This window comes from Streptomyces sp. NPDC008137 (genome assembly GCF_042957035.1).
Classification (GTDB): domain Bacteria; phylum Actinomycetota; class Actinomycetes; order Streptomycetales; family Streptomycetaceae; genus Streptomyces.
Genome location: NZ_JBIBHN010000032.1, coordinates 24664 through 45086, shown reverse-complemented (window position 1 = coordinate 45086; position 20423 = coordinate 24664). Strand labels below are relative to the sequence as shown.

The 20423-nt window shown below is 72.0% G+C and carries 8 protein-coding genes and 1 pseudogene; all 9 read left to right on the top strand.

What is annotated here, in order from left to right:
- Positions 1–38 precede the first annotated feature (38 nt).
- The gene (locus ACFZBT_RS34165; protein WP_391112096.1) at positions 39–1301 is read left to right on the top strand and encodes an MFS transporter; all 1263 of its coding nucleotides are present in this window, start codon (positions 39–41) and stop codon (positions 1299–1301) included.
- Positions 1301–4588 (top strand): beta-ketoacyl synthase N-terminal-like domain-containing protein, encoded by a 3288-nt coding sequence (locus ACFZBT_RS34160; RefSeq protein ID WP_391112093.1) that lies wholly within the window; start codon positions 1301–1303, stop codon positions 4586–4588. The genes ACFZBT_RS34165 and ACFZBT_RS34160 overlap by 1 nt, the downstream gene beginning before the upstream one ends.
- Positions 4585–11853 carry a MupA/Atu3671 family FMN-dependent luciferase-like monooxygenase gene (locus tag ACFZBT_RS34155; protein WP_391112090.1) on the top strand — a complete coding sequence of 2423 codons (7269 nt, stop codon included), beginning with the start codon at positions 4585–4587 and terminating at the stop codon, positions 11851–11853. Before ACFZBT_RS34160 ends, ACFZBT_RS34155 begins: the two co-directional genes overlap by 4 nt.
- Positions 11854–12018: 165 nt before the next feature.
- On the top strand, positions 12019–13224 hold the full coding sequence (locus ACFZBT_RS34150; protein ID WP_391112087.1) for a beta-1,3-glucanase family protein: 1206 nt from the start codon (positions 12019–12021) through the stop codon (positions 13222–13224).
- Between the two features lie 183 nt (positions 13225–13407).
- Positions 13408–14073 carry a hypothetical protein gene (locus ACFZBT_RS34145; RefSeq protein WP_391112085.1) on the top strand — a complete coding sequence of 222 codons (666 nt, stop codon included), beginning with the start codon at positions 13408–13410 and terminating at the stop codon, positions 14071–14073.
- A complete protein-coding gene (locus ACFZBT_RS34140) occupies positions 14070–14354 on the top strand; it encodes a hypothetical protein (RefSeq protein WP_391112082.1) in 285 nt (94 codons plus the stop codon). The genes ACFZBT_RS34145 and ACFZBT_RS34140 overlap by 4 nt, the downstream gene beginning before the upstream one ends.
- A gap of 124 nt (positions 14355–14478) precedes the next feature.
- A complete protein-coding gene (locus ACFZBT_RS34135; protein WP_391112079.1) occupies positions 14479–15471 on the top strand; it encodes a hypothetical protein in 993 nt (330 codons plus the stop codon).
- 88 nt (positions 15472–15559) lie between these two features.
- Positions 15560–17407: an HSP90 family protein gene (locus ACFZBT_RS34130; protein WP_391112077.1), complete on the top strand. Its 1848-nt coding sequence runs from the start codon at positions 15560–15562 to the stop codon at positions 17405–17407.
- A gap of 2 nt (positions 17408–17409) precedes the next feature.
- Positions 17410–20371: pseudogene (locus tag ACFZBT_RS34125) on the top strand (hypothetical protein).
- The last annotated feature ends 52 nt before the right edge of the window (positions 20372–20423 follow it).

The following is a 20423-nucleotide window of genomic DNA, read 5'->3' as shown; positions in this document are numbered from 1 at the left end:
CACCATTCACACCCTTGATGCAGACCTGAGGAAGGTGCATGAGGTACTTCCGTCTGCTCGTTCTGGGCAACGGCATCTCGGCGTACGGCAGTTACCTGAACATGGTGGCGCTGAACGTCTTCGTCTACCACGCCACCGGAAGCGCGCTGGCCGCCGGCCTCTTCATGGCCGTACGCCTGGCGACCAGTGTCGTGTCGGGCTGGGTGAGCGGCCGGCTCGTCTCGGCCTGCGACCGCAAGCGCCTGATGGTCGGCGCCGACCTGTGCCAGGCCGTCGCCCTGCTGTCGCTGCTGCTCGCCCCCGACGGGATACGCCCCGGACTGCTGTACGTCCTGGCCGTGGTCACGGGCGGCTGCTCGACGCTCTCCCAGGTGGCCCTGCGCAGCAGCATCCCCGAGATCGTCGGCGCGGAACACCGCGTCCGGGCCAACGGGCTGCTCGTGACCGGACGTTCGCTCGCCATGATCGCCGGCTTCGCTTCGTCGGGCGTGGTCGTGGCGCAACTCGGCTACTCCGCGGCGTTCGCGCTGGACGCCGCGACCTTCCTGGTCTCCGCGACCATGCTCTTCCTGCTGCCCGTCCGCACCCGGTCGGCCGCCGCCGCCACGGCCGCCGGCTCCGCGAAGGACTCCGGCGCCGCGCGCTGGACGGCCCGGATGCTGCTGGGCACCGCACCGGTCCTCATGGCGATGGTCGCCGTCCGGGCGGTCGACGGGCTGGGCTCCTCGTCCCACAACGTCGCCCTGCCCATCTACTCCAGCAGCCTGGACCCCGACCATCCGGCCACGTTCATCAGCCAGTTCTGGGCGACCTGGGCCATCGGCAACATCGTCGCCCAGCAGGTCATCGGCCGGGTCACCAAGAAGTCCGGACGGACACCGGGGGAGCGGGCCTTCGCGCTCGGCGCCTGTGTGATGTCGGCCGGTTTCATCGTGGTCTTCAGCGGACTGCCGACCGTGCCCACCGTCATCGCCGCGCTCGTCGCCGGAGCCGCCGACGGATTCACCGAGATCGTCTACGTGTCGAGGCTGCAGACCGCCCCCGACGAGCAGCGCGGCCGCCTCTTCGGCCTCACCGCCTCGGTGGAGAACTTCGGCTTCGGACTCGGCATGCTCGTCAGCGGCGCGCTCCTGGAGGCCTTCTCGCCGCTGCAGGTGGTGGGTGCCTTCCACGGCCTCGCGATCGTCCTGTGCCTGATCCTGCTCGGCTGGCTGCTGCGCCGGAGCAGAACGGCACCCGACCCGCCCGCGGAGGAACCGGCCGGCCATGGCCGGCCGACGGTGACGGAGGGACGCGGCTGATGAGCACCGGCGAACCCGACCCGCGGATGGCCGTCATCGGCATGGCCTTCCGGCTGCCCGGCGCCGACACGCCCGAGGACTTCTGGCGGATCATCCGGGACGGCACCGACTGCGTCACCCGCTTCACCGACGAGGAACTCGCCGCCGCAGGTGTGCCCGCCGAGGAGTACGAGGCCGAGGACTTCGTCGGCGCCTCCGGGCTCCTCGACGACATCGCCGGCTTCGACGCCCGGCACTTCGCGATGAGCCCCCGCGAGGCCCAGCTCACCGACCCGCAGCACCGCATGTTCCTGGAATGCGCCCAGCACGCCCTGGAGAACGCCGGCTACCCGGGCGAACGGTACGGCACCCGTGTCGGCGTCTGGGCCAGCACCGGCTACCACCTCTACACGATGCAGAACTACCTGCTCAACAACGTCCTGCCCAGCGGGCCGGTGCCCGACTGGACCTCGGGCATGCAGGTGACGGTGGGCAACTACGCCGACTTCACCGCCACCCGGGTCGCCTACCGGCTGGGCCTGACCGGACCCGCCGTCAACGTCCAGACGGGCTGCAGCAGTTCGCTGGTCGGCGTGCAGTCGGCCGCCCAGTCGCTGATCATGGGCGACTGCGACATCGCCCTCGTCGGCGCCACCGCCGTCCATGTGCCGCAGGTCCTGGGCTACCGCTACGTCAAGGGCTCGATCCTCTCCCGCTCCGGCCGCCTGCGCGCCTTCGACGCCGCCGCCGACGGCACCGTGGGAGGCACGGGCGTCCTGGCCGTGGTCCTGAAGCGCCTGGCACGGGCGGAGGCCGACGGCGACACCATCCACGGCGTCGTCCGCGGCTGGGGCATCAGCAACGACGGCGCGGACAAGAAGGCGTTCACCGCCCCGAGCGCCCGGGGCCAGCGCGCGGCCGTCCGGCAGGCCCTGGCACGCGCCGGTGTCGGCGCCGACACCATCGGCTACCTGGAGACCCACGGCACCGGCACGCTCAAGGGCGACCCGATCGAGTTCGACGGCGCGGCCGCCGCCTACCGCGAGGACACCGACCGCGAAGGCTACTGCGCCCTGGGCTCGACCAAGGCCAACATCGGCCACCTCGACGCCGCCTCCGGACTGGCCGGCCTCGTCAAGGCCCTGCTGGTCCTGCGCCACGGAGTCATCCCGCCGATGGCGAACTTCAGCGAACCCAACCCCCTCATCGACTTCGACCACAGCCCCTTCTACGTCCCCCGCGCCGCGCGGCCCTGGCCGGAAAGCGACGTACCCCGCCGCGCGGGCCTCACCTCACTCGGCGTCGGCGGCACCAACGTCCATCTGATCCTGGAACAGGCCCCCGAGCCGGCGCCCAGGACCGTCGACCCCGCGCCGCCGGACGTGCTGCTGGTCGCGGGGAGCAGCCGGGAGGCCCTCGCGGACAACGCCCGCGCCTTCCGCGACCGGTTACGGCAGCCGCCCGCACCGCACCTGGCGGACCTCGTCACCACCGCCGCCGTCGGCCGCGCCCACGGCCGTCACCGCCTCGCGGTCCGGGGCTCCACCCCGGCAGCCCTGGCCGACGCCCTCGACACCTGGCTGACCGGAACCGCCCCGGCGCCGGTCACCACGGGGACAGCGCCCGGCCAGGGCACTCCGCGCGTGGCGTTCCAGTTCACCGGACAGGGCAGCCAGTACCCCGGGATGGCCGACGCCCTCTACGCGCGTTACCCCGCGGTTCGCGACGTGCTCGACACCTGCGAACGGCACTACCGCGACCTCACCGGCGATTCCCTGCTCGACGCACTGCGCACGGCGGACCCCGCGGACGGACCGGGGGAGGGGCCGCTCGGGGACACGGACACCGCGCAGCCCGCGTTGTTCGCCCTGCAGTGCGCCCTTGTCCGGCTGTGGCACGACGCCGGCGTCGAACCGTACGCCGTGACCGGGCACAGCGTGGGGGAGTACGCAGCGCTGTACGCGGCCGGGGCCCTGTCCCTGGAGGACGGTCTGCGCCTCACCACCGAGCGAGGCCGGCTGATGCGGCGGCGCTGCGCACCGGGCGCGATGCTCGCGGCGCCGCTCGACCGGGCGGCCGCCCTCGCCCTGGCCGCCGAGGTGCCCGCACTGGAGGCGGCCGTGAGCAACGGAGACCGGGCCCAGGTGCTCGCCGGGCCCGTCGCCGCCGTCGAGCAGGCGTGCGCGCTGCTGGACGCACGCGGCACACCGGGGCAGCGGCTGCCGGTGAACCGCGCCTTCCACACCGCCTCGATGGAACCGATGCTGGCGGAGTTCGAGAAGGTCCTCGACGACGTGAAGTGCCGGCCGGTGCGCCTCCCCTTCGTCAGCGCCCTGGACGGCGCGACCCGCCCGCCCGGCTGGATCCCCGACACGGACTACTTCCTACGCCATACCCGCGAGCCCGTCCGCTACGACGAGGCGTTGCGCGGCATCGCCACCGGGTCGCCCGGCGCCCTGCTCGAGATAGGGCCGCACACCACCCTCAGCGGACTGGCCCGCCGGGCGCTGCCCGACGTAACGGTGCTGGCGTCCCTGCGGCGCGGCACCGGACTCGGCGCGCTCTGGGGTGCGGCGGCGGGACTGCACTGCGCCGGAGCGAACCTCAGCTGGGACGCGCTCCTGGCGGGCAGCGGTGGCAGACGCGTCCCGCTGCCCGGATACCGATTCCAGCACAGGGACCACTGGACGGGGCACCGGTCGACGCCCCTGAGTACGAGAACAGCAGCGAGAAAGGGAACCGAAGTGGTGCAGCAAGAGGCAGCGGTCGCACGGGTAATCCAGAGCATCGTCGAGGCCACCGCCCGGCACCTCGGAGCGGATCCGTCGGCGATCGTCGGCGACGCGAACTTCTTCGACCTCGGCGCCGACTCGCTGCAGATGATCAGTGTGCTGCGGGAACTGGAACAGGCCCATCACGTCAAGGTGACGATGAGACAACTGCTCGAGGAGACGGGCACGCCGCGCCGGCTGGCGGAGTTCATCGTCGCCCACATGGCGGACGCGACCGGAACAGCGCCGATCGGACCCCCGGTCCAGAGGGCCGAGCCGGCACAGCCTGAGGCACCGGCACCGGAACCGGCACCGGCACCGGCACCGGCACCGGCACCGGCACCCACTCCGGATCCCGCCCCCGCCGGCACGGCCTCCGCTCCCGGGTACGCGACCCGCGAGGAACTCGAGGACCTCGCCGCGAAGATCCAGCAGATGTCCCGGATACAGCTGCAGATGATGTCCCAGCTCTCCCAGCTGCTCGCCCTCCAGACCGCCTCGGTGACGGACCGGCTCAACGGCAAGGTGGCCAAGTGACCGGGCTGAACGGCATCTCCGCGGCGCTGGACCAGGACCTGGCCGCGATGACGGAACTGTCGCGGCGTATCGCCGAGCAGATGGGCGAAACCCCCGCTCCGGCAGCCCCGCAGCCGCCACGGATCCACGGACCCCGCGTGACGGTCGCCAAATCCTCCGGCATGGTCCAGGACGTCTCGCCGCACACCCAGCAGGAGCACCTGACCGACCTCGTACGCCGCTACACCTCCAGAACGCCGACCTCCAAGCGGATCGCCCAGCGCTACCGCCGTGTCCTGGCCGACAGCCGCGCCGTCGTCGGGTTCCGCAGCGCCACGAAGGAGATGCTGTATCCCATCGCAGGCCGCCGGGCGAGCGGGGCACGGCTCGAGGACGTCGACGGCAACGAGTACGTCGACATCACCATGGGCTTCGGCGTCCTGCTCTTCGGCCACGAGCCCGGCTTCGTCACCGAGGCCGTGCGCGAGCACCTGTCCCGGGGCATCCAGCTGGGCCCCCGCACCATCGAGACCGGCGAGGCGGCGGAACTCCTCGCCGACCTCACCGGACTGGAGCGGGTCGCCTTCGCCAACTCCGGCACGGAGGCGAACTCGGCGGCCATCCGTCTCGCCCGCGCCGCCACCGGCCGCGACAAGATCGTCTCGTTCCTGGGCGCCTACCACGGCCACGCCGACAACGTCCTGGGCCGGTCCTCGCACAACGGCACCGATCAGATCACCGTGCCCGTCTCCCGGGGCATCCCGCAGGCCGCCGTCTCCGATCTGCTGGTCCTCGACTACGGCAGCGAGGCCGCCCTGGAGGCGATCGCCCGGAACGCCCACGACATCGCCGCGGTCGTCGTGGAGCCTGTGCAGAGCAGGCACCCCGAACTCCAGCCCGTCGAGTTCGTGCGCAGGCTCCGGGAGCTGACCCGCCGCCACGGCATCGTGCTGCTCTTCGACGAGATGCTCACCGGCTTCCGCCCCGCCCCGCGCGGCGCGCAGGAGCTGTACGGCGTGACCCCGGACCTCGCCACCTACGGCAAACTTCTCGGCGGCGGCTTCCCCATCGGCGCCATCGCGGGCCGCGCCGACATCATGGACGGCGTCGACGGCGGCTACTGGTCCTACGGCGACGACAGCTACCCGCCCGCCGACACCACCTTCTTCGGCGGTACGTACATCCAGCACCCGGTGTCGATGGTCGCCGCCCGCGCCGTCCTGACCCACCTCAAGGAGAACAGCCCCCGCCTCCAGGAGCGCCTCAACGCGCGCACCGCCGAACTGGCCACGACGCTCAACGGCTTCTTCGAGGCCGAGGAGTACCCGCTGCGGATGAGCCACTTCGGCTCCCAGTTCCGCTTCGAGCACCGTGCCGACATGGAACTGCTCTACCACCACCTGATGCTGCGCGGCGTGCACGTCTGGGAGTGGCGCAACTTCTTCCTGTCCACCGCCCACTCGGACGGCGACATCGAGTTCATCGCCGACGCCGTACAGGATTCGCTGCGCGAGCTGCGGTCGGCGGGCTTCTTCCCGGGGACGCGGCCCGTGGCGCCGAAGAAAGCACCGTCGAAGACAGCACTGCCGAAACCGGCATCGGCCGTTGCCGCAGCGACAGCCGCCCCCGTGGCCTCCATGGCCTGGAACGCCGCGGCGGTCACCGCGCCTCGCACGGCTCCTGCAAAGGAAGTCGTCCCGCGCCCGCCCGACTTCAGCGTCTACTTCTTCGGCGACTACCCGCAGGACACGTCGGCCGCACCCCGCCAGGGCCAGTACGAACTCCTCATGGATGTCGCCCGGTTCGCCGACCGGCACGGCTTTCACTCGCTGTGGATGCCCGAACGGCACTTCCACTCCTTCGGCGGACTCTTCCCCAACCCGGCGGTGCTCGCCGCCGCGCTGTCCCGCGAGACAGAACGCATCCGGCTCAACGCGGGCTCCGTCGTCCTGCCCCTCCACGACCCCATCCGGGTCGCCGAGGAATGGTCGATGGTCGACAACCTCTCCGGAGGACGCGTCGGCATCGGTGTCGCCAGCGGCTGGAGCGCCAACGACTTCGTCTTCTTCCCCGACCGCTTCGGCCGGCACAAGGAGCTGATGTACGAACAGCTCGAAGAGGTCCGGACGTTCTGGCGCGGCGACGCCGTGCGCCGGACCGGCGGGGACGGCGAGGCCGAGGTACGGCTCTTCCCCCGGCCGGTGCAGGACGCCCCGCCCCTGTACACCGCGGTGGTCGGCAACCCCGCCTCGTACGAACTCGCCGCCCGCCACGACCTGGGCATCGTCACCAACCTGATGACCCAGACCGTCGAACAGCTCCGGGACAACATCGCCCTCTACCGCCGCACCCGGGCCGCACACGGCCTGGACCCGGACGCCGGGCGCGTCGCCGTCCTGCTGCACACCTACCTCGCGGACGACCACGACACCGCGCGGACCGAGGCGTACGAACCGCTGTCCCGCTACATGCGCGCGTCCCTGTCCGTGTTCAGCGGCGTCACCAACAGCCTCGGGCACAGCATCGACCTGGCCGACCTGAGCGAGGACGACCTCGACGCCGTGTTCCGCCGCGCCTACGGCCGCTACTGCGATCAGCGCGCCCTGATCGGCACGGCGGACAGCGTACGGCCGGTGGTGGACGCGGTGACCGCGGCCGGCGCCGACGAGCTCGTCGCCCTCGTCGACTTCGGCATGGCGGAGGACGCGCTGCGCGGGGGTCTTCCGCACCTCGACGCCCTGCGCCGCCGCTACCGGGAACCGGCTCCCTCCGCTCCCAGTGACGCGCCGTTGTCACCCGGCCAGCGACGGATCTGGTTCCTGGAGCGGCTCCTTCCGGGACGTACGGCCTACAACGAGGTCAAGGCCATCCGCCTCGAAGGACCACTCGACGTACCCGCTCTGCGCGCGGCACTGCGCGGACTCGTCACCCGTCACGAGGGGCTGCGTACCGTCTTTCCCGAAGCCGGAGGAGAGCCCCGGCAGGTCGTGCGGGCGTCAGCCGAGCCCGACTTCGAGCTCGTGGACGGCGCGCTCCAGGATGTCCTCGCGGCCGAGAGCGCACGCCGCTTCGACCTGGCCGAGGGCCCGCTGTTCGTCACCCGGCTGGTCAGGCTCGCCGAGGCGGAGCACGTCCTCGTGCTGTCCCTGCACCACATCGTGGTCGACGCGGCCTCCGCCACCGTCCTCGCCCGCGACCTGTCCGCCCTCTACCGGGCCGAACGCGGCTCCACCACCCCCGCTCTCCCGGCCCTCACCTGGAGCTACGCCGACCACGCCCGGGAACTGGCGGCGTCCGCGAACAGCCCCGAGGCCGAGGAGGACCTCGCCTACTGGCGCCGCACCCTCGGCGGCGAGCTGCCCGTCCTGGCACTGCCGACCGACCGGCCCCGCCCCGCGACGATGACCTCCAACGGCCGGGCGGTCTTCCACACCCTCGACCCGGAACTCTCCCGTCGCCTGCGCGAACTGAGCCGCACCCGCCGCAGCACCCTGTTCATGACCCTGCTCACCGGATACGCGACGATGCTGCACCGGATCACCGGACAGACGGACATCGTCGTCGGCACCCCGATCTCGGACCGCCCCGAACGGGCCGAGCACCTGCTCGGCTTCTTCGTGAACACCCTCGCGCTGCGCCTCGACCTGTCCGGAGACCCCGCGTTCTCCGCGCTGCTGGAGCGCGTGCGCACGGTCGCCCTCGACGCGTACGACCACGCGCGGGTGCCCTTCGAGACGGTGGTGCGCGAGCTGGCCCCGGCCAGGGCGGCCGACCGGACCCCGGTGTTCCAGGCCTTCGCCGAGTTCCAGCGCGCGGAACCGTTCCGCTTCGACCTGCCCGGCATCGAGGCGACCCCCTTGGACGCCGGCCCGGACAAGTCCCTCACCGACCTCACCGTCTACTTCACCGACCAGCCGCAGGGCATCCGCTGCCATCTGGAGTACAACACCGACCTGTTCGACCAGCACACCGTCGACCGGTTCTTCGCCACCTTCCAGGACCTGCTCACGGCCGCGGTCGACACCCCCGAGGCACCCCTGTCCCAGCTCGCCGCCACCGCCGTCGACCCAGCGGCCGAGGGCGACCCCGTCCCGCGGTCCTGGCAGCACGGCCCTTCCCGCCCGTCGGCGGACACCACCGTCCACGCCCTCTTCGCCCGGCAGGCGGCCGCCCAGCCGGACAACACGGCGGTGATCAGCGGCCACTCCCGGCTGACCTACCGCGAACTGGGCGACCGCGCCGAGCAGTTGGCATCCGCCCTGCGAGCGCGGCACACGACGGGCGCCGACGAGCCGGGGACGGTGGCCCTGTGGCTGCCGCGCTCCGCCGACCTGGTCGTCGCCATGCTCGCCGTGCTGAAGACGGGCCGCGCCTACGTCCCGCTCGACCCCTCCCTCGGCCGGGCGCGCGCCGAGCAGGTCATCGCCGAGTGCGGGGCCCGGACGCTGGTGTCGACGCGCGCGGCAGCGGCGGCCCTGAACCTGCCCGGGCACGTGACCGTCGTACCGCCGGACGCGACCGCACCGCCCCGGCATGACGTGGCGTCCACCTCCGACGACCGCTCCCCCTGCTGTGTCCTCTACACCTCGGGCAGCACCGGCACGCCCAAGGGCGTCGTGCTGGCGCATCGCGGCGTCGTCGACCTGTGCGCATGGCAGCACCGGCGCTTCGCCTTCACCCGGGCGGACCGCAGCGCCGTCGTGTGCAGCCAGAGCTTCGACGCCTCGCTCCTGGAGATCTGGCCGGCGCTGACCGCGGGAGCGTCGGTCGTCATCGCCAACGAGGAACCGCGCAGGGATCCGCGGTCCCTGGCCCGGTGGTACGCCGAGCAGGGCATCACCTTCTCGATCCTGCCCACCGCGCTCGGCGAACAAGTGCTCCGGCTGCCTCCGGCCGACCAGCCGCCGCTGCGTCACCTGCTGCTCGGCGGCGATGTGCTGCGCACCAGGCCGCGGCCCGATGCGCCGTACGAGACGGTGAACGTGTACGGGCCCACCGAGGTCACCGTGCTGTGCACCACGCACACCGTGCCCGCCCGGGGCGAGGACCCCGCCGCCGCGATCGCGCTCGGGCGCCCGGTCGACAACGTGACGCTCAGCGTCCTCGACGCGTCGGGCACCCCGGTGCCCGTCGGCACGGCGGGGGAGTTGTACGTCGGCGGCCCCGGCGTGGCCCTCGGCTATCTGCACCGCGCCGAACTCACGGAGGAGCGCTTCCCGCCGGATCCGCTCGGCGGCCCTGACGCCCGCCGGTACCGCACCGGCGACCTGGTCCGCTGGAGGGCCGACGGGACGCTGGAGTTCTGCGGCCGGGCCGACGACCAGGTGAAGATCCGGGGCTTCCGGGTCGAGCCGGAAGAGGTCTCCCGCGTGCTCAACGCCCTGGACGGAGTGCGCGAGGCGGCCGTGCTGGCCCGCCGCAACGACCGCGGCGAGGCGTATCTCGCCGCCTACGCCGTCCCCGCCGACCCGGTCGGAACGACGGCCGACGACCGGCAGGCCTTCGCCGACCTCGTGGCCGAGGAACTGGCGGCCCGGCTGCCGGAGTACCTGGTACCGCGTGCCTGGCGCGTCCTGCCGGCCCTTCCCCTGACGGGCAACGGCAAGCTGGACCGGACCGCGCTGCCGACGCCCGACCTGGTCACCACGGCCCCTGCCACCAAGCCGGGCACCACCACCGGCGACGCCCCGGAAGCCGGTCACCGCACGGACGTCGAGCGTCGCGTACGGCAGCTGTGGGCGGACGAGTTCGGCATCGACGCGGACGCCATCGCGGCCGACGCCTCGTTCTTCGACCTGGGCGGCCACTCCATCACCGCGATGCGGCTGGTCAACCAGGTCAGGGAGGAGTTCGGCACCGACTACCCGATGCTGAGCTTCTACCAGGAGCCGACCCTGCGGGCCATGACGACGCAACTGGCCCTGGAAGTCGGCGAGATGTCATCAGCTACGGGATCCGGGTCCGGCAAAGGACCCGGCTCGGTGGAACGCCGCGCACCCGCCACCGCCCAGCAGTCCCGCTTCGCCGCCGTGCACGCCGATCACCTCCTGCCCCAGGTCTTCAACGTCGCCCTGCGGATCACCCTCTCCGGAGACCTGGACGTGGCGGCCCTGCGCGCGGCCCTGACCGGCCTCGTCGAGCGGCACGAGGGGCTGCGGACCCGTCTGGTGCCCAGCGGGGACGGCTGGGAGCAGCAGGTGCTCCGACCCGGCGCGGTGGAACTGCCGGTCCAGGACCTCACCGCACGGCCCGCGGGGGAGCGGCAGACCGTCCTGGACCGGGCAAGCGCGGAAGTCACCGAAACACCGATCGACCCCGCCCGCGACACGCCGATGGCCGCGCGCCTCCTGCGCACCGGCGAGAGCACCTGGGTCCTGCTCCTCGTCCTGCACCACTCCGCCTGCGACGGCTGGTCCGTCAGCCTGCTGCTGAAGGAACTGGCCGCGCTCTACGGCGCCGCCGTACGGGGCGAACCCCACGCCCTGCCGCCCGTGGAGTGCCAGCCCGTGGAGTACGCCCACTGGCAGCAGGGGCAGAAGGACAAGGACAAGGCCGCCGACGAACGCAAGCTGCGGTTCTGGCTGCGCGAACTCGACGGAGTGCCGTTCGGCGTCGACCTGCCCCTGGACCGGCCCCGGCCCGAGAAGGCGAGCGGCCGGGGCGGCGCCGTGATGTTCACCGTGCCGGCAGAGGTGCGGACCGCCGTCGAACGTCTGGCGCGACAGCGGGGCACGACGCCCTTCGTGGTCACGGCGGCGGCCCTGGGCCGGCTGCTCGCGCGCAAGTCCGGGCAGAGCGACGTCGTGTTCAACATCTCCTACGCTAACCGTGAACGCCGCGCGTTCGAATCCCTGCTGGCCTGCACGATCACCGGTTTCGCGCTGCCCGTGCGCGACGGAGCGGCCGGTTCCTTCGCCGGCCTCACGGACCGCATCGCCCGCACGGCGGTGGAGTGCATGGACCGGGCCATGCCGGTCCGCCTGATCGCCCCCGCGCTGCGGGAGCGCACGGGCGTGGCCGTGCCGGACCGGCTGGACGTCGGCTTCGCGTACCAGAACTCCCTGGACGCGGAGATCGAACTGCCCGGACTGACCACGGCCGTCGAGGATCTCGCGCCCGCCGCGTCCCGCACGGAGCTCACCTTCGGACTCGTCCCGGCCGGGGACCGGCTCCAGGGCTTCGTGGAGTACTCGGCCGACCTCTGGGACCGCACCACGATCGAGGGCTGGACCCGCGACTACGTCGCCCTCCTGCGCGACGAGACCGGCGGCGCGCTCGGGGAGTGACCCGGGTCCGTGCCGCCGTCCCCCGGGGCGGCGGCACGGACACCCCCTCGACCACGCGCGCCAGACCGTACGTCCCGACTCATTGACAGGTCCGTACCAACACGCCACGCTCTGAGAGCGCTCTCAAGGCTTCCCGCATCGGCCCCCGTCGAACGGAGAAAGAGCATGTTACGGACCCTCAGGCGCCGGGCTGCGGCCGCCGGACTGTCCCTCGCGACGATCCTCAGCGGCTCACTGCTCGCAACCGGGGTCGCCGCACCGGCCCAGGCCGCCGTCCCGGCGACGATCCCCCTGAAGATCACCAACAACTCGGCCCGTGGCGAGCAGGTGTACATCTACAACCTCGGCACGGAACTGTCGACCGGACGGCAGGGCTGGGCCGACGCGAGCGGCACCTTCCACCCCTGGCCTGCGGGCGGAAACCCGCCGACCCCCGCCCCCGACGCATCGATCCCGGGCCCCGCTGCGGGCCAGTCGACGACCATCCGGATGCCGAAGTTCTCCGGCCGCGTGTACTTCTCCTACGGTCAGAAACTGGTGTTCAAACTGACCACCGGCGGCCTGGTCCAGCCCGCCGTGCAGAACCCCACCGACCCCAACCGGAACATCCTGTTCAACTGGTCGGAGTACACCCTCAACGACTCGGGCCTGTGGATCAACAGCACACAGGTCGACATGTTCTCCGCGCCCTACGCGGTAGGAGTGCAGCGAGCCGACGGAAGCACCGCGAGCACCGGCCGGCTCAAGCCCGGCGGATACAACGGCTTCTTCAACGCCCTCAGGGGACAGCCCGGAGGCTGGGCCAACCTGATCCAGACGCGTTCCGACGGCACCGTACTGCGCGCCCTGTCGCCACTGTACGGACTGGAGACCGGCGCGCTGCCGGCCGGCGTCATGGACGACTACATCAACCGAGTCTGGCAGAAGTACTCCACCTCGACCCTCACGGTCACACCGTTCGCCGACCAGCCCGGCACCAAGTACTACGGCCGGGTCTCCGGTGGCGTCATGAACTTCACCGACAGCGCCGGTGCCACCGTCACCCGCTTCGAAAAGCCGGACGCCTCCTCGGTCTTCGGCTGCCACAGGAAGCTGGACGCGCCGAACGACCTGATCCGCGGTCCGATCTCACGCACCCTGTGCGCCGGCTTCAACCGCTCGACTCTGCTGGTCAACCCCAACCAGCCGGACTCCGGAGCGGACGCCTTCTACAAGGACGACGTCACCAACCACTACGCGCGCAAGATCCACGCGCAGACGGTCGACGGCAAGGCCTACGCATTCGCCTTCGACGACGTCGGCCACCACGAGTCACTCGTCCACGACGGCAGTCCGCGCCAGGCCTATCTCACCCTCGACCCGTTCAACTGACAGCGAAAGTTGACGGTTAAGCAATTCTGAAAATCAAATACAACTTTACTGTTCCTTGGTGTAGATGAACTGCGGTTTACGTGAGCCTCATTGACACCACGCGGTGACTGCGGACCCTCCCGTAACACGAGGGTCCGGGTCACTGTCCCCCATGCGATGGTGAGAGGCACCAACGAAATGACGATGAATCGCACCCTGCGGTACAGCGGCCGCACGATGGCGTTGACGGCGACGGCCCTCGGGGTGATCGCGACGGCGGCCGTGCCCGCTTCGGCCGAGGAACAGCCCACCGCGGAACAGATCATGGCCGACTGCGCTTCCGGGGAGGGCAAGTGCTCCTTCAACTCCCCGGAGCTCGGCAAGGCCTACCTCGGTGAGCCGCGACAGGTGTCCGAACTGCTCTTCAACTGCACCGACTCGCCCGCCTCCCAGTCGATGTCATGGGCCGACACCGTCGGCTCCTCCCACTCGGTGGGAGGCTCGGTCACCGTCGGCGGAGGCATCGAAGGCATCATCACGGCCAGTGTCACCGCGACGTACAACTACACCTGGCAGAGTTCGCACACGGAGACGAGTTCCTTCACCGTGAACGTGAAGCCGGGAGAAGTGGGCTGGATCTCCCGCGCCCAGGTGATGCAGCGGATATCCGGCACCTGGCAGACCCACTACGACGACCCCAAGTGGGATCACTACTACTGGTTCGTCCCCGACGTGGTCACCGGCCCGGCCCCGAACGGCACGGACGGCAAGCACAGCGCGGTCGTGGTCAAGTCCCGCAAGATGACAGCCGACGAGAAGAAGCTCTGCTCCGCCGGCGACACCCAGGACAAGGTCTTCACCAGGTCGTGAGCGTGTTCGGTGGGGCCGACGGCCTTGAACTCTTCCTCTCGCGCTGCCGCGTCATGACCGTCGGTTCCGTGCCGGTCTGTCTCGCCGCCACGGTCTTCTTCATCAAGGAGGAGGGCTGGCACTTCGGTCTCGTCCTGAGTTGCGTTCTGCCGCCGATCGCCGCCTTTCTGGGGATCCGGGGCCGGCGGGAGATCCGTGCAGGCATGGCGGCCGCGGGGCTCGCCCTCGCGCTCGCCGCGCTGCCGTTGACCTTCGTCGTGGCGTCATTCGGGGGCCCGTGACGCGATCGGCCGCCGTACGGTGCACCGGTCCTGTGAAGTACCGGTGAAAACCCTGTGGAAGCGGTGTCGGTGGGGCCGTCTATGCTGCTCCGGACGATCACGCGGGACCAGGGGAGGGCGCGGCATGTTCGGCAAGCTGTTCGGGAGGGGCGAGGAGAGACCGGCGGCGGATCCGCACGCCCTTCCCGTCCCGCGCAGACAGAAGAACGGCACATACACACTGCGCGCGCTCGGGGACGCGCGGGTGCTCGCCCTGGTGGAGGCGGCCGACGCCGGTGACTGGGAGGCGGTCAAGGCCGCGCTGGCCCCCTTCGACCTCGGCCGCGAGCAGGCAGTTCTGGGGCAGCTCACCGATGTGGACGGTGTGGAGGAGTGGATCGTCCGGGCCGCCGAGGAGGACAAGGACGACAAGGAGCTCCGGGCGACCGCACTGCTGATATCGGGTGCGCGCCATGTCGCCTGGGGCTGGGAGGCGCGCACCTCCGCCCGTGCCGTGGACGTCGGCCGCGAGCAGTGGCAGACCTTCTACGAGCGGTTGCGCATCGCCGAGGAGCACCTGCTCGAGGCCGCCGAGCTACGGCCCGACTGGGTCACGCCGTGGCGTCACCTGCTCACCTCGGGACGCGGCATGTCCGTCGACGACAGCGTCCAGTCCGCCCGGCTCGCGGCGGGTCTGCGCCGTGATCCGCTGAACCTGGACATCCATCTGGAGTGGGTGTCGCACCTCCAGCCGCGCTGGGGCGGAGAGCCGGGCCAGGCCCTGGAGTTCGCCCGGAAGGCCTTCGCCGCCGCGCCCGACGGACACCGGCTCGGCTGCGCCGTCGCCATGGCGCACATCGAGGACTGGGTGGAGTCCGAAGACCGCGACTGCCTCCAGCAGCCGCAGATCCGGACCGAGTTGAGAGAGGCCGCGGAGCGCAGCATCCTGCACCACGCGTACGAGCGCCGTCTGGGCTGGCAGGGCGACTACAACATGTTCGCCATGGCCCTCTCGCTGGCGGGCAGCAGCAAGGCCTCGAACGTCTTCCGCGAGCTGGACGGTGTGATCACCGAGTGGCCGTGGACCTTCATGGCGGACCCGGAGAAGGCGTACGCGCGCTTCCGCAAGGCCTTCTGAGCCCACCGGCCACCCCGTCCCACCCGTCTCCGGCCGGTCCGGCGGACCACCGCCCACTCCTGCCGCTCCCCTCACCCCGGACTGCCCCATGCCCCTGCGCGACAACACCGCCGACCACGCCGCCACCGACCGCACCTTCCAGGTCGACCTCCGCGGCCTGGTGGACCTCCTCTCCCACCACCTCTACTCCAGCCCTCGCGTCTACCTGCGCGAACTCATGCAGAACGCGGTCGACGCCCTCACCGCACGGTACGCCGTCGAGCCTCACGGCGTTTTCGGCATCCGCCTGTACGCCGACGGCTCGGTGGTCCGCGTCGAGGACGACGGCGTCGGTCTCACCGAGGCCGACGTGCACGCCTTCCTCGCCACCATCGGCCGCAGCAGCAAGCGCGCCGAGCGCATAGCCGAACAACGCGCCGACTTCATCGGCCAGTTCGGCATCGGCCTGCTCTCCTGCTTCCTGGTCGCGGACGAGATCCACGTCCTCAGCCGCTCCGCACGCACCCCCGACGCACCCGCCGTGGAATGGCGCGGCCGCGGCGACGGCAGCTACTCCGTCCGCACCCTGCCGCCCTCCGCCCGCCCCCGCCCCGGCACCACCGTCACCCTGACACCGCGCGCCGACGCGGGCGAGTGGACCCGCCCGGCGCAAGTGCACGCGCTGGCTCGCCACTTCGGTTCTCTGCTGCGCCATCCGGTGACTTTCGACGACGGCACGGGCGGCCCGGGCAGCACGGGTGCCTCCGTGAACCCCGAGCCCGCCCCCTGGTCCCGTACGTACGCCACCCCCGGCGCCCGTTCCCGCGCGCTCGCCGCGTACGGCGAAGAGGTCTTCGGGTTCACTCCGCTGGACACCATCGAACTGGACCTGCCGGCCGTAGGCCTGAAGGGCATCGCCTGCGTGCTGCCCGAGACGGTGCCGGCCGGGCGCCGGCACGGGCACCGCGTGCACGTCAAGGGCATGCTGCTGTCCGAGCAGGCCGAGGAGATCCTGCCCGAGTGGGCCTTCTTCGTCCGCTGCGTCGTCGACGCCGAGAGCCTGCGCCCGACGGCGTCCCGCGAGTCCCTGTACGAGGACGACACCCTCGCCGCCGTCCGTGACGCCCTCGCCGAGCGGCTGCGCGCCTGGATCGCCCGGGCCGCCGCGAGCGACCCGGACCTGCTGGGCCGCTTCCTCCAGGCCCACCACCTGGCCGTGAAGTCCCTCGCCGTGCACGACGACGAGATCCTGCGGATGCTGCTGCCCTGGCTGCCGTTCGAGACCACCGACGGGCACACCACCCTCGACGAGTTCGCCCGCACCCACCGCACCGTGCTCGTGACCTCGACCGTGGAGGAGTTCCGGCAGGTCGCCGCGATCGCCTCGGCCGCCGGGCTCGGCGTCGTCAACGGCGGCTACACCTACGACCGCGAACTGGTCCACCGACTGCCCGAGATCAGGCCCGAGGCCGCCGTCGCCGACCTCGACCCGGAGACCCTCACCGCCCACCTCGACCCCGTCGACCGGGAGACGGAACTGGCCGCCGCGGCCTACCTCACCCAGGCCCGCGACGCCCTCGCCGTCTTCGACTGCGACGTGGCGCTGCGCACCTTCCAGCCCGCCTCCGCCCCCGCCCTCCTCGTCGACAGCCGCGAGGCCCGGCACGAACGCACCCGCTCCCAGCTGGCCCGCGAGCAGGAGGGCGGCCTGTGGGGCGACATCCTCGGCGCGCTGCGCCAGGAGGCCCCGCGGGCCCAGCTGATCCTCAACCAGCTCAACCCGCTGGTCCGCACCGCCGTCACCATCGACGAGCCCGAACTGGCCCGCACCAGCGCCGAAGCCCTCTACGGACAGGCCGTGATGCTGTCCCGGCGCCCACTCAGGCCCGCCGAGTCGAGCCTCATCAACCGCTCCTTCCTCGACCTCCTCGCCCACGCCCTCCGCAAGGACAGCTGACGATGCCCACCGCACCCCATCCCCAGAACACGGACGAGCTGTACCAGGCGCTCCAGGAGAACGACCGGCGCCCCTACGGCCGCGCGCGCACCGTCACCGCCGAGGAACTCGTCGACGCAGCCGAGCAGTTCGCCGAGCCCGCTCCGCTCGTCCACGCGCTCCTCGAACTGCAGGAGGCGTACACCTACGGCTCCGAACCCCGGAAGTCGCCCGTCGTCTTCGCCCGCCTGCTGACCCTCTTCGACGAGCAGCCCGACCTCTTCGACGAGCGCCTGCGCCACATGCTGTTCTGGCGGTTCAAGTGGGTGGCCAACGCCCTGCGCGCGCTCCCCGAGATACCGCTGGCCAGCCTGCGCCAGTGGCAGCAGGAGATGCGCGACCGGTACGAGAAGGCCGGCCTCGGCCTCCAGCCCTACTACGGACAGGCTTACCAGCTCGCCGTCCACGTCGGAGAGGACGCGTCCCTCGCCTACGACCTGTGGGCGAGCCGCACCCGCACCAGGCTCAGCGACTGCGAGGCGTGCGAAACCTGCGAGCGCGCCATCCACCACCTCACGGCGGGAGACGACGAGCGGGCGCTCCGCGCCTGGGAACCCGTCCTGGCCGGGAAGGAGTCCTGCCAGGAGGAACCGGCCCGCTCCATGTCCTACGCGCTGCTGCCCCTGCTGCGCACCGGCCGCACCGACCGGGCCCGCGAACTGCACCTCGCCGGTTACCGGGGCTGCCGCCGCAACCCCTCGATGGCCCAGGAGGTCGGCAGACACCTGGAGTTCTGCGCGCTGACCGGCAACGAGGCACGCGGCCTGGAACTGCTCGCCGAGAACCGGAGCCTGTTCGACGAGGTGGACTCGCCGCTGGACCTGCTCGGCTTCCTCACCGGCGTGGAGGTCCTCCTCCAGCGGGTCGAACTCCTCGGCCACGGCGAACTGCCCGCCGCCGGGCCCGCCTCGACCGTGCCCCGCTCCTGGAGTCACTGGAACTGACCCTGCGCCCCCGGAGCCTCGACGACGTCACCCCGGCCGCGCCGACGACCTCGCCGCCCGCTTCGACACCCGCAACGGCACCACAGCCCACACCGACCGCCGCCGGGCCCGCCTCGACCGTGCCCCGCTCCTGGAGTCACTGGAACTGACCCTGCGCCCCCGGAGCCTCGACGACGTCACCCCGGCCGCCCCGGCGACCGAGCCCGCCGCCCGCACAGCCGCCGCTGTCCCCGAATCGCTGCCCGAACTCATCCTCCGGGCGAGGACGTTGGACGAGCAGGGGCACCCGGACGCCCACGCCTGCTGGGCGCGACTGCGCACGCTCGTCGCCGCCCGCGACTACACCCACCCCGACGACCCGGCCGTGGGCCCGCTCGTGCAGCTGCGCGCGGACCTGCTCGCCGAAGAGGCGAACCGGGCGGGCGAGAAGGACGACTTCGCCGAATCGGCCGCCCTCCACGAGGAGGCCGCGGCCCTGTACGACGACGCCGCAGCACCGGGTCACGCGGCGCTCGCCCGCGCCTGCGCCCTGCTCGCCACGGCCGAACTCCCGGACGCCGACGATGCGGAGACGAAGGCCGCCGCGCTCACCGTCGCCCACGCCTCCATGGTCCGCCTGCACCAGGAGACGCCCGGCCTCCCCCCGTACCTGGAGGCCCGCCTGCTGCGGCTGCGGGCGACCGCCCTCGCCCTGCGCCTGCAGACCTCGAGAAGCGAGGAGCACATCGCGCCGGTCCTCGCCGAGGTGGAGCTGCTGCACGCGTTCGCCACCCGGCACGACCTCGCCGGCCAGATCTCCGGCGCTCTGCTGCTCCGGGTCAGCGCCCACGCCATCTCCGGCGACCTGCCCACCGCGGTCTCCGAGATCGACGCACTCCTCGACCGGCTGAAGACGCGGGGCCCCGCCTGGCACCTGCCCCGCACGCTCGGACTGCGCGGCCGGCTCCAGCTCGGCCTCCAGGACACCCAGGCCGCGCACGCCGACCTGACCGAGGGCCTGCGCCGGGCCGCCGACTGGCCGGCCGACACGGTCGACACCACCCGCCTCCACGGCGATCTGGCTGAGGTGTGCATGCACCTGGGCCGCCCCGACGAGGCACTGCGGCACCTCACGCGCTCCGCCGAACTGGACCTCCGCCGCGGCAGCCGCACGGACGCGTTCTGCGCCTACGGCAACGCGGCCCAGCTCAGCCTGGACCTGGGCCGTGTCGAGGACTGCATCGCGCTCCTCGACTCCCTCCTGGCCGAACCCGACGCCGCCGCCGGGGAGCTGGACGACCGGCTCCTCGCCCAGCTGCGTCTGACCCGCGCCCGTGCGCTGCACGCGGGGGAGGACCTCAAGGCCGCCACGGCGGAGTTCATCGCCCTCGCCGCCGAATCGGCCGGCTGGGACGACGACCCCGGCAGCCACGCCATGATCGCCGCCGAGACCGCCGTACTCCTCGGCGAGTCCGGCGAGTTCGGCCGGGCCCGCGAAGCCGCCGACCAGGCACGCGCCGCCCATGCCCGGGCCCCGCGCTACGAGCAGCTCAGCAACTGCCTGCGCGAACTCGCCCGCCTCCAGGCCCAGCAGCAGGGCCCCGACGGCCTCGCCGACGCCCTCGCCCTGCTCGCCGACGCGGGCAGGATCGCCGACGAGGCCCGCGCCGCCGGGTACGAGCCGAGCGGCCGCTCCCTGGACACCGCCCTGGCCTACGAATACGGACGGGTCAACGCCCACGCCGGCGCGTACGAGGACGCACTGGCCGCCCTGGACGAGGCCCTCGCCCTGCTCGGCGAGCCGGGGCCGGAGGACGACCGCGCCGGGGAATGGGCCGAGTGCGTCCGCCTCGCGGGTGCCGTGGAGGGCATCTACCTGGAACGCCCCGCTCCCGCCCTCACCCGCCTCGACGCGGCGGTCTCCCGCCTCACCTCCCTGGGCCACACCGAGGAGGCCGAGCCGCTGACGTCCTTGGCGGCCCGACTGCGTGACGAGGAGTGACCCCGGGGGAGAGAGAAAGCGCCGGGGCCCACCGGCGCGCGCATGCCGTCGG

What these genes read in the sequence shown, in the direction of transcription:
- ACFZBT_RS34135 (WP_391112079.1), top strand. Translation starts at nt 14,479, where the DNA reads ATGTTCGGCAAGCTGTTCGGGAGGGGCGAGGAGAGACCGGCGGCGGAT.
- ACFZBT_RS34150 (WP_391112087.1), top strand. Translation starts at nt 12,019, where the DNA reads ATGTTACGGACCCTCAGGCGCCGGGCTGCGGCCGCCGGACTGTCCCTC.
- ACFZBT_RS34145 (WP_391112085.1), top strand. Translation starts at nt 13,408, where the DNA reads ATGAATCGCACCCTGCGGTACAGCGGCCGCACGATGGCGTTGACGGCG.
- ACFZBT_RS34165 (WP_391112096.1), top strand. Translation starts at nt 39, where the DNA reads ATGAGGTACTTCCGTCTGCTCGTTCTGGGCAACGGCATCTCGGCGTAC.
- ACFZBT_RS34160 (WP_391112093.1), top strand. Translation starts at nt 1,301, where the DNA reads ATGAGCACCGGCGAACCCGACCCGCGGATGGCCGTCATCGGCATGGCC.
- ACFZBT_RS34130 (WP_391112077.1), top strand. Translation starts at nt 15,560, where the DNA reads ATGCCCCTGCGCGACAACACCGCCGACCACGCCGCCACCGACCGCACC.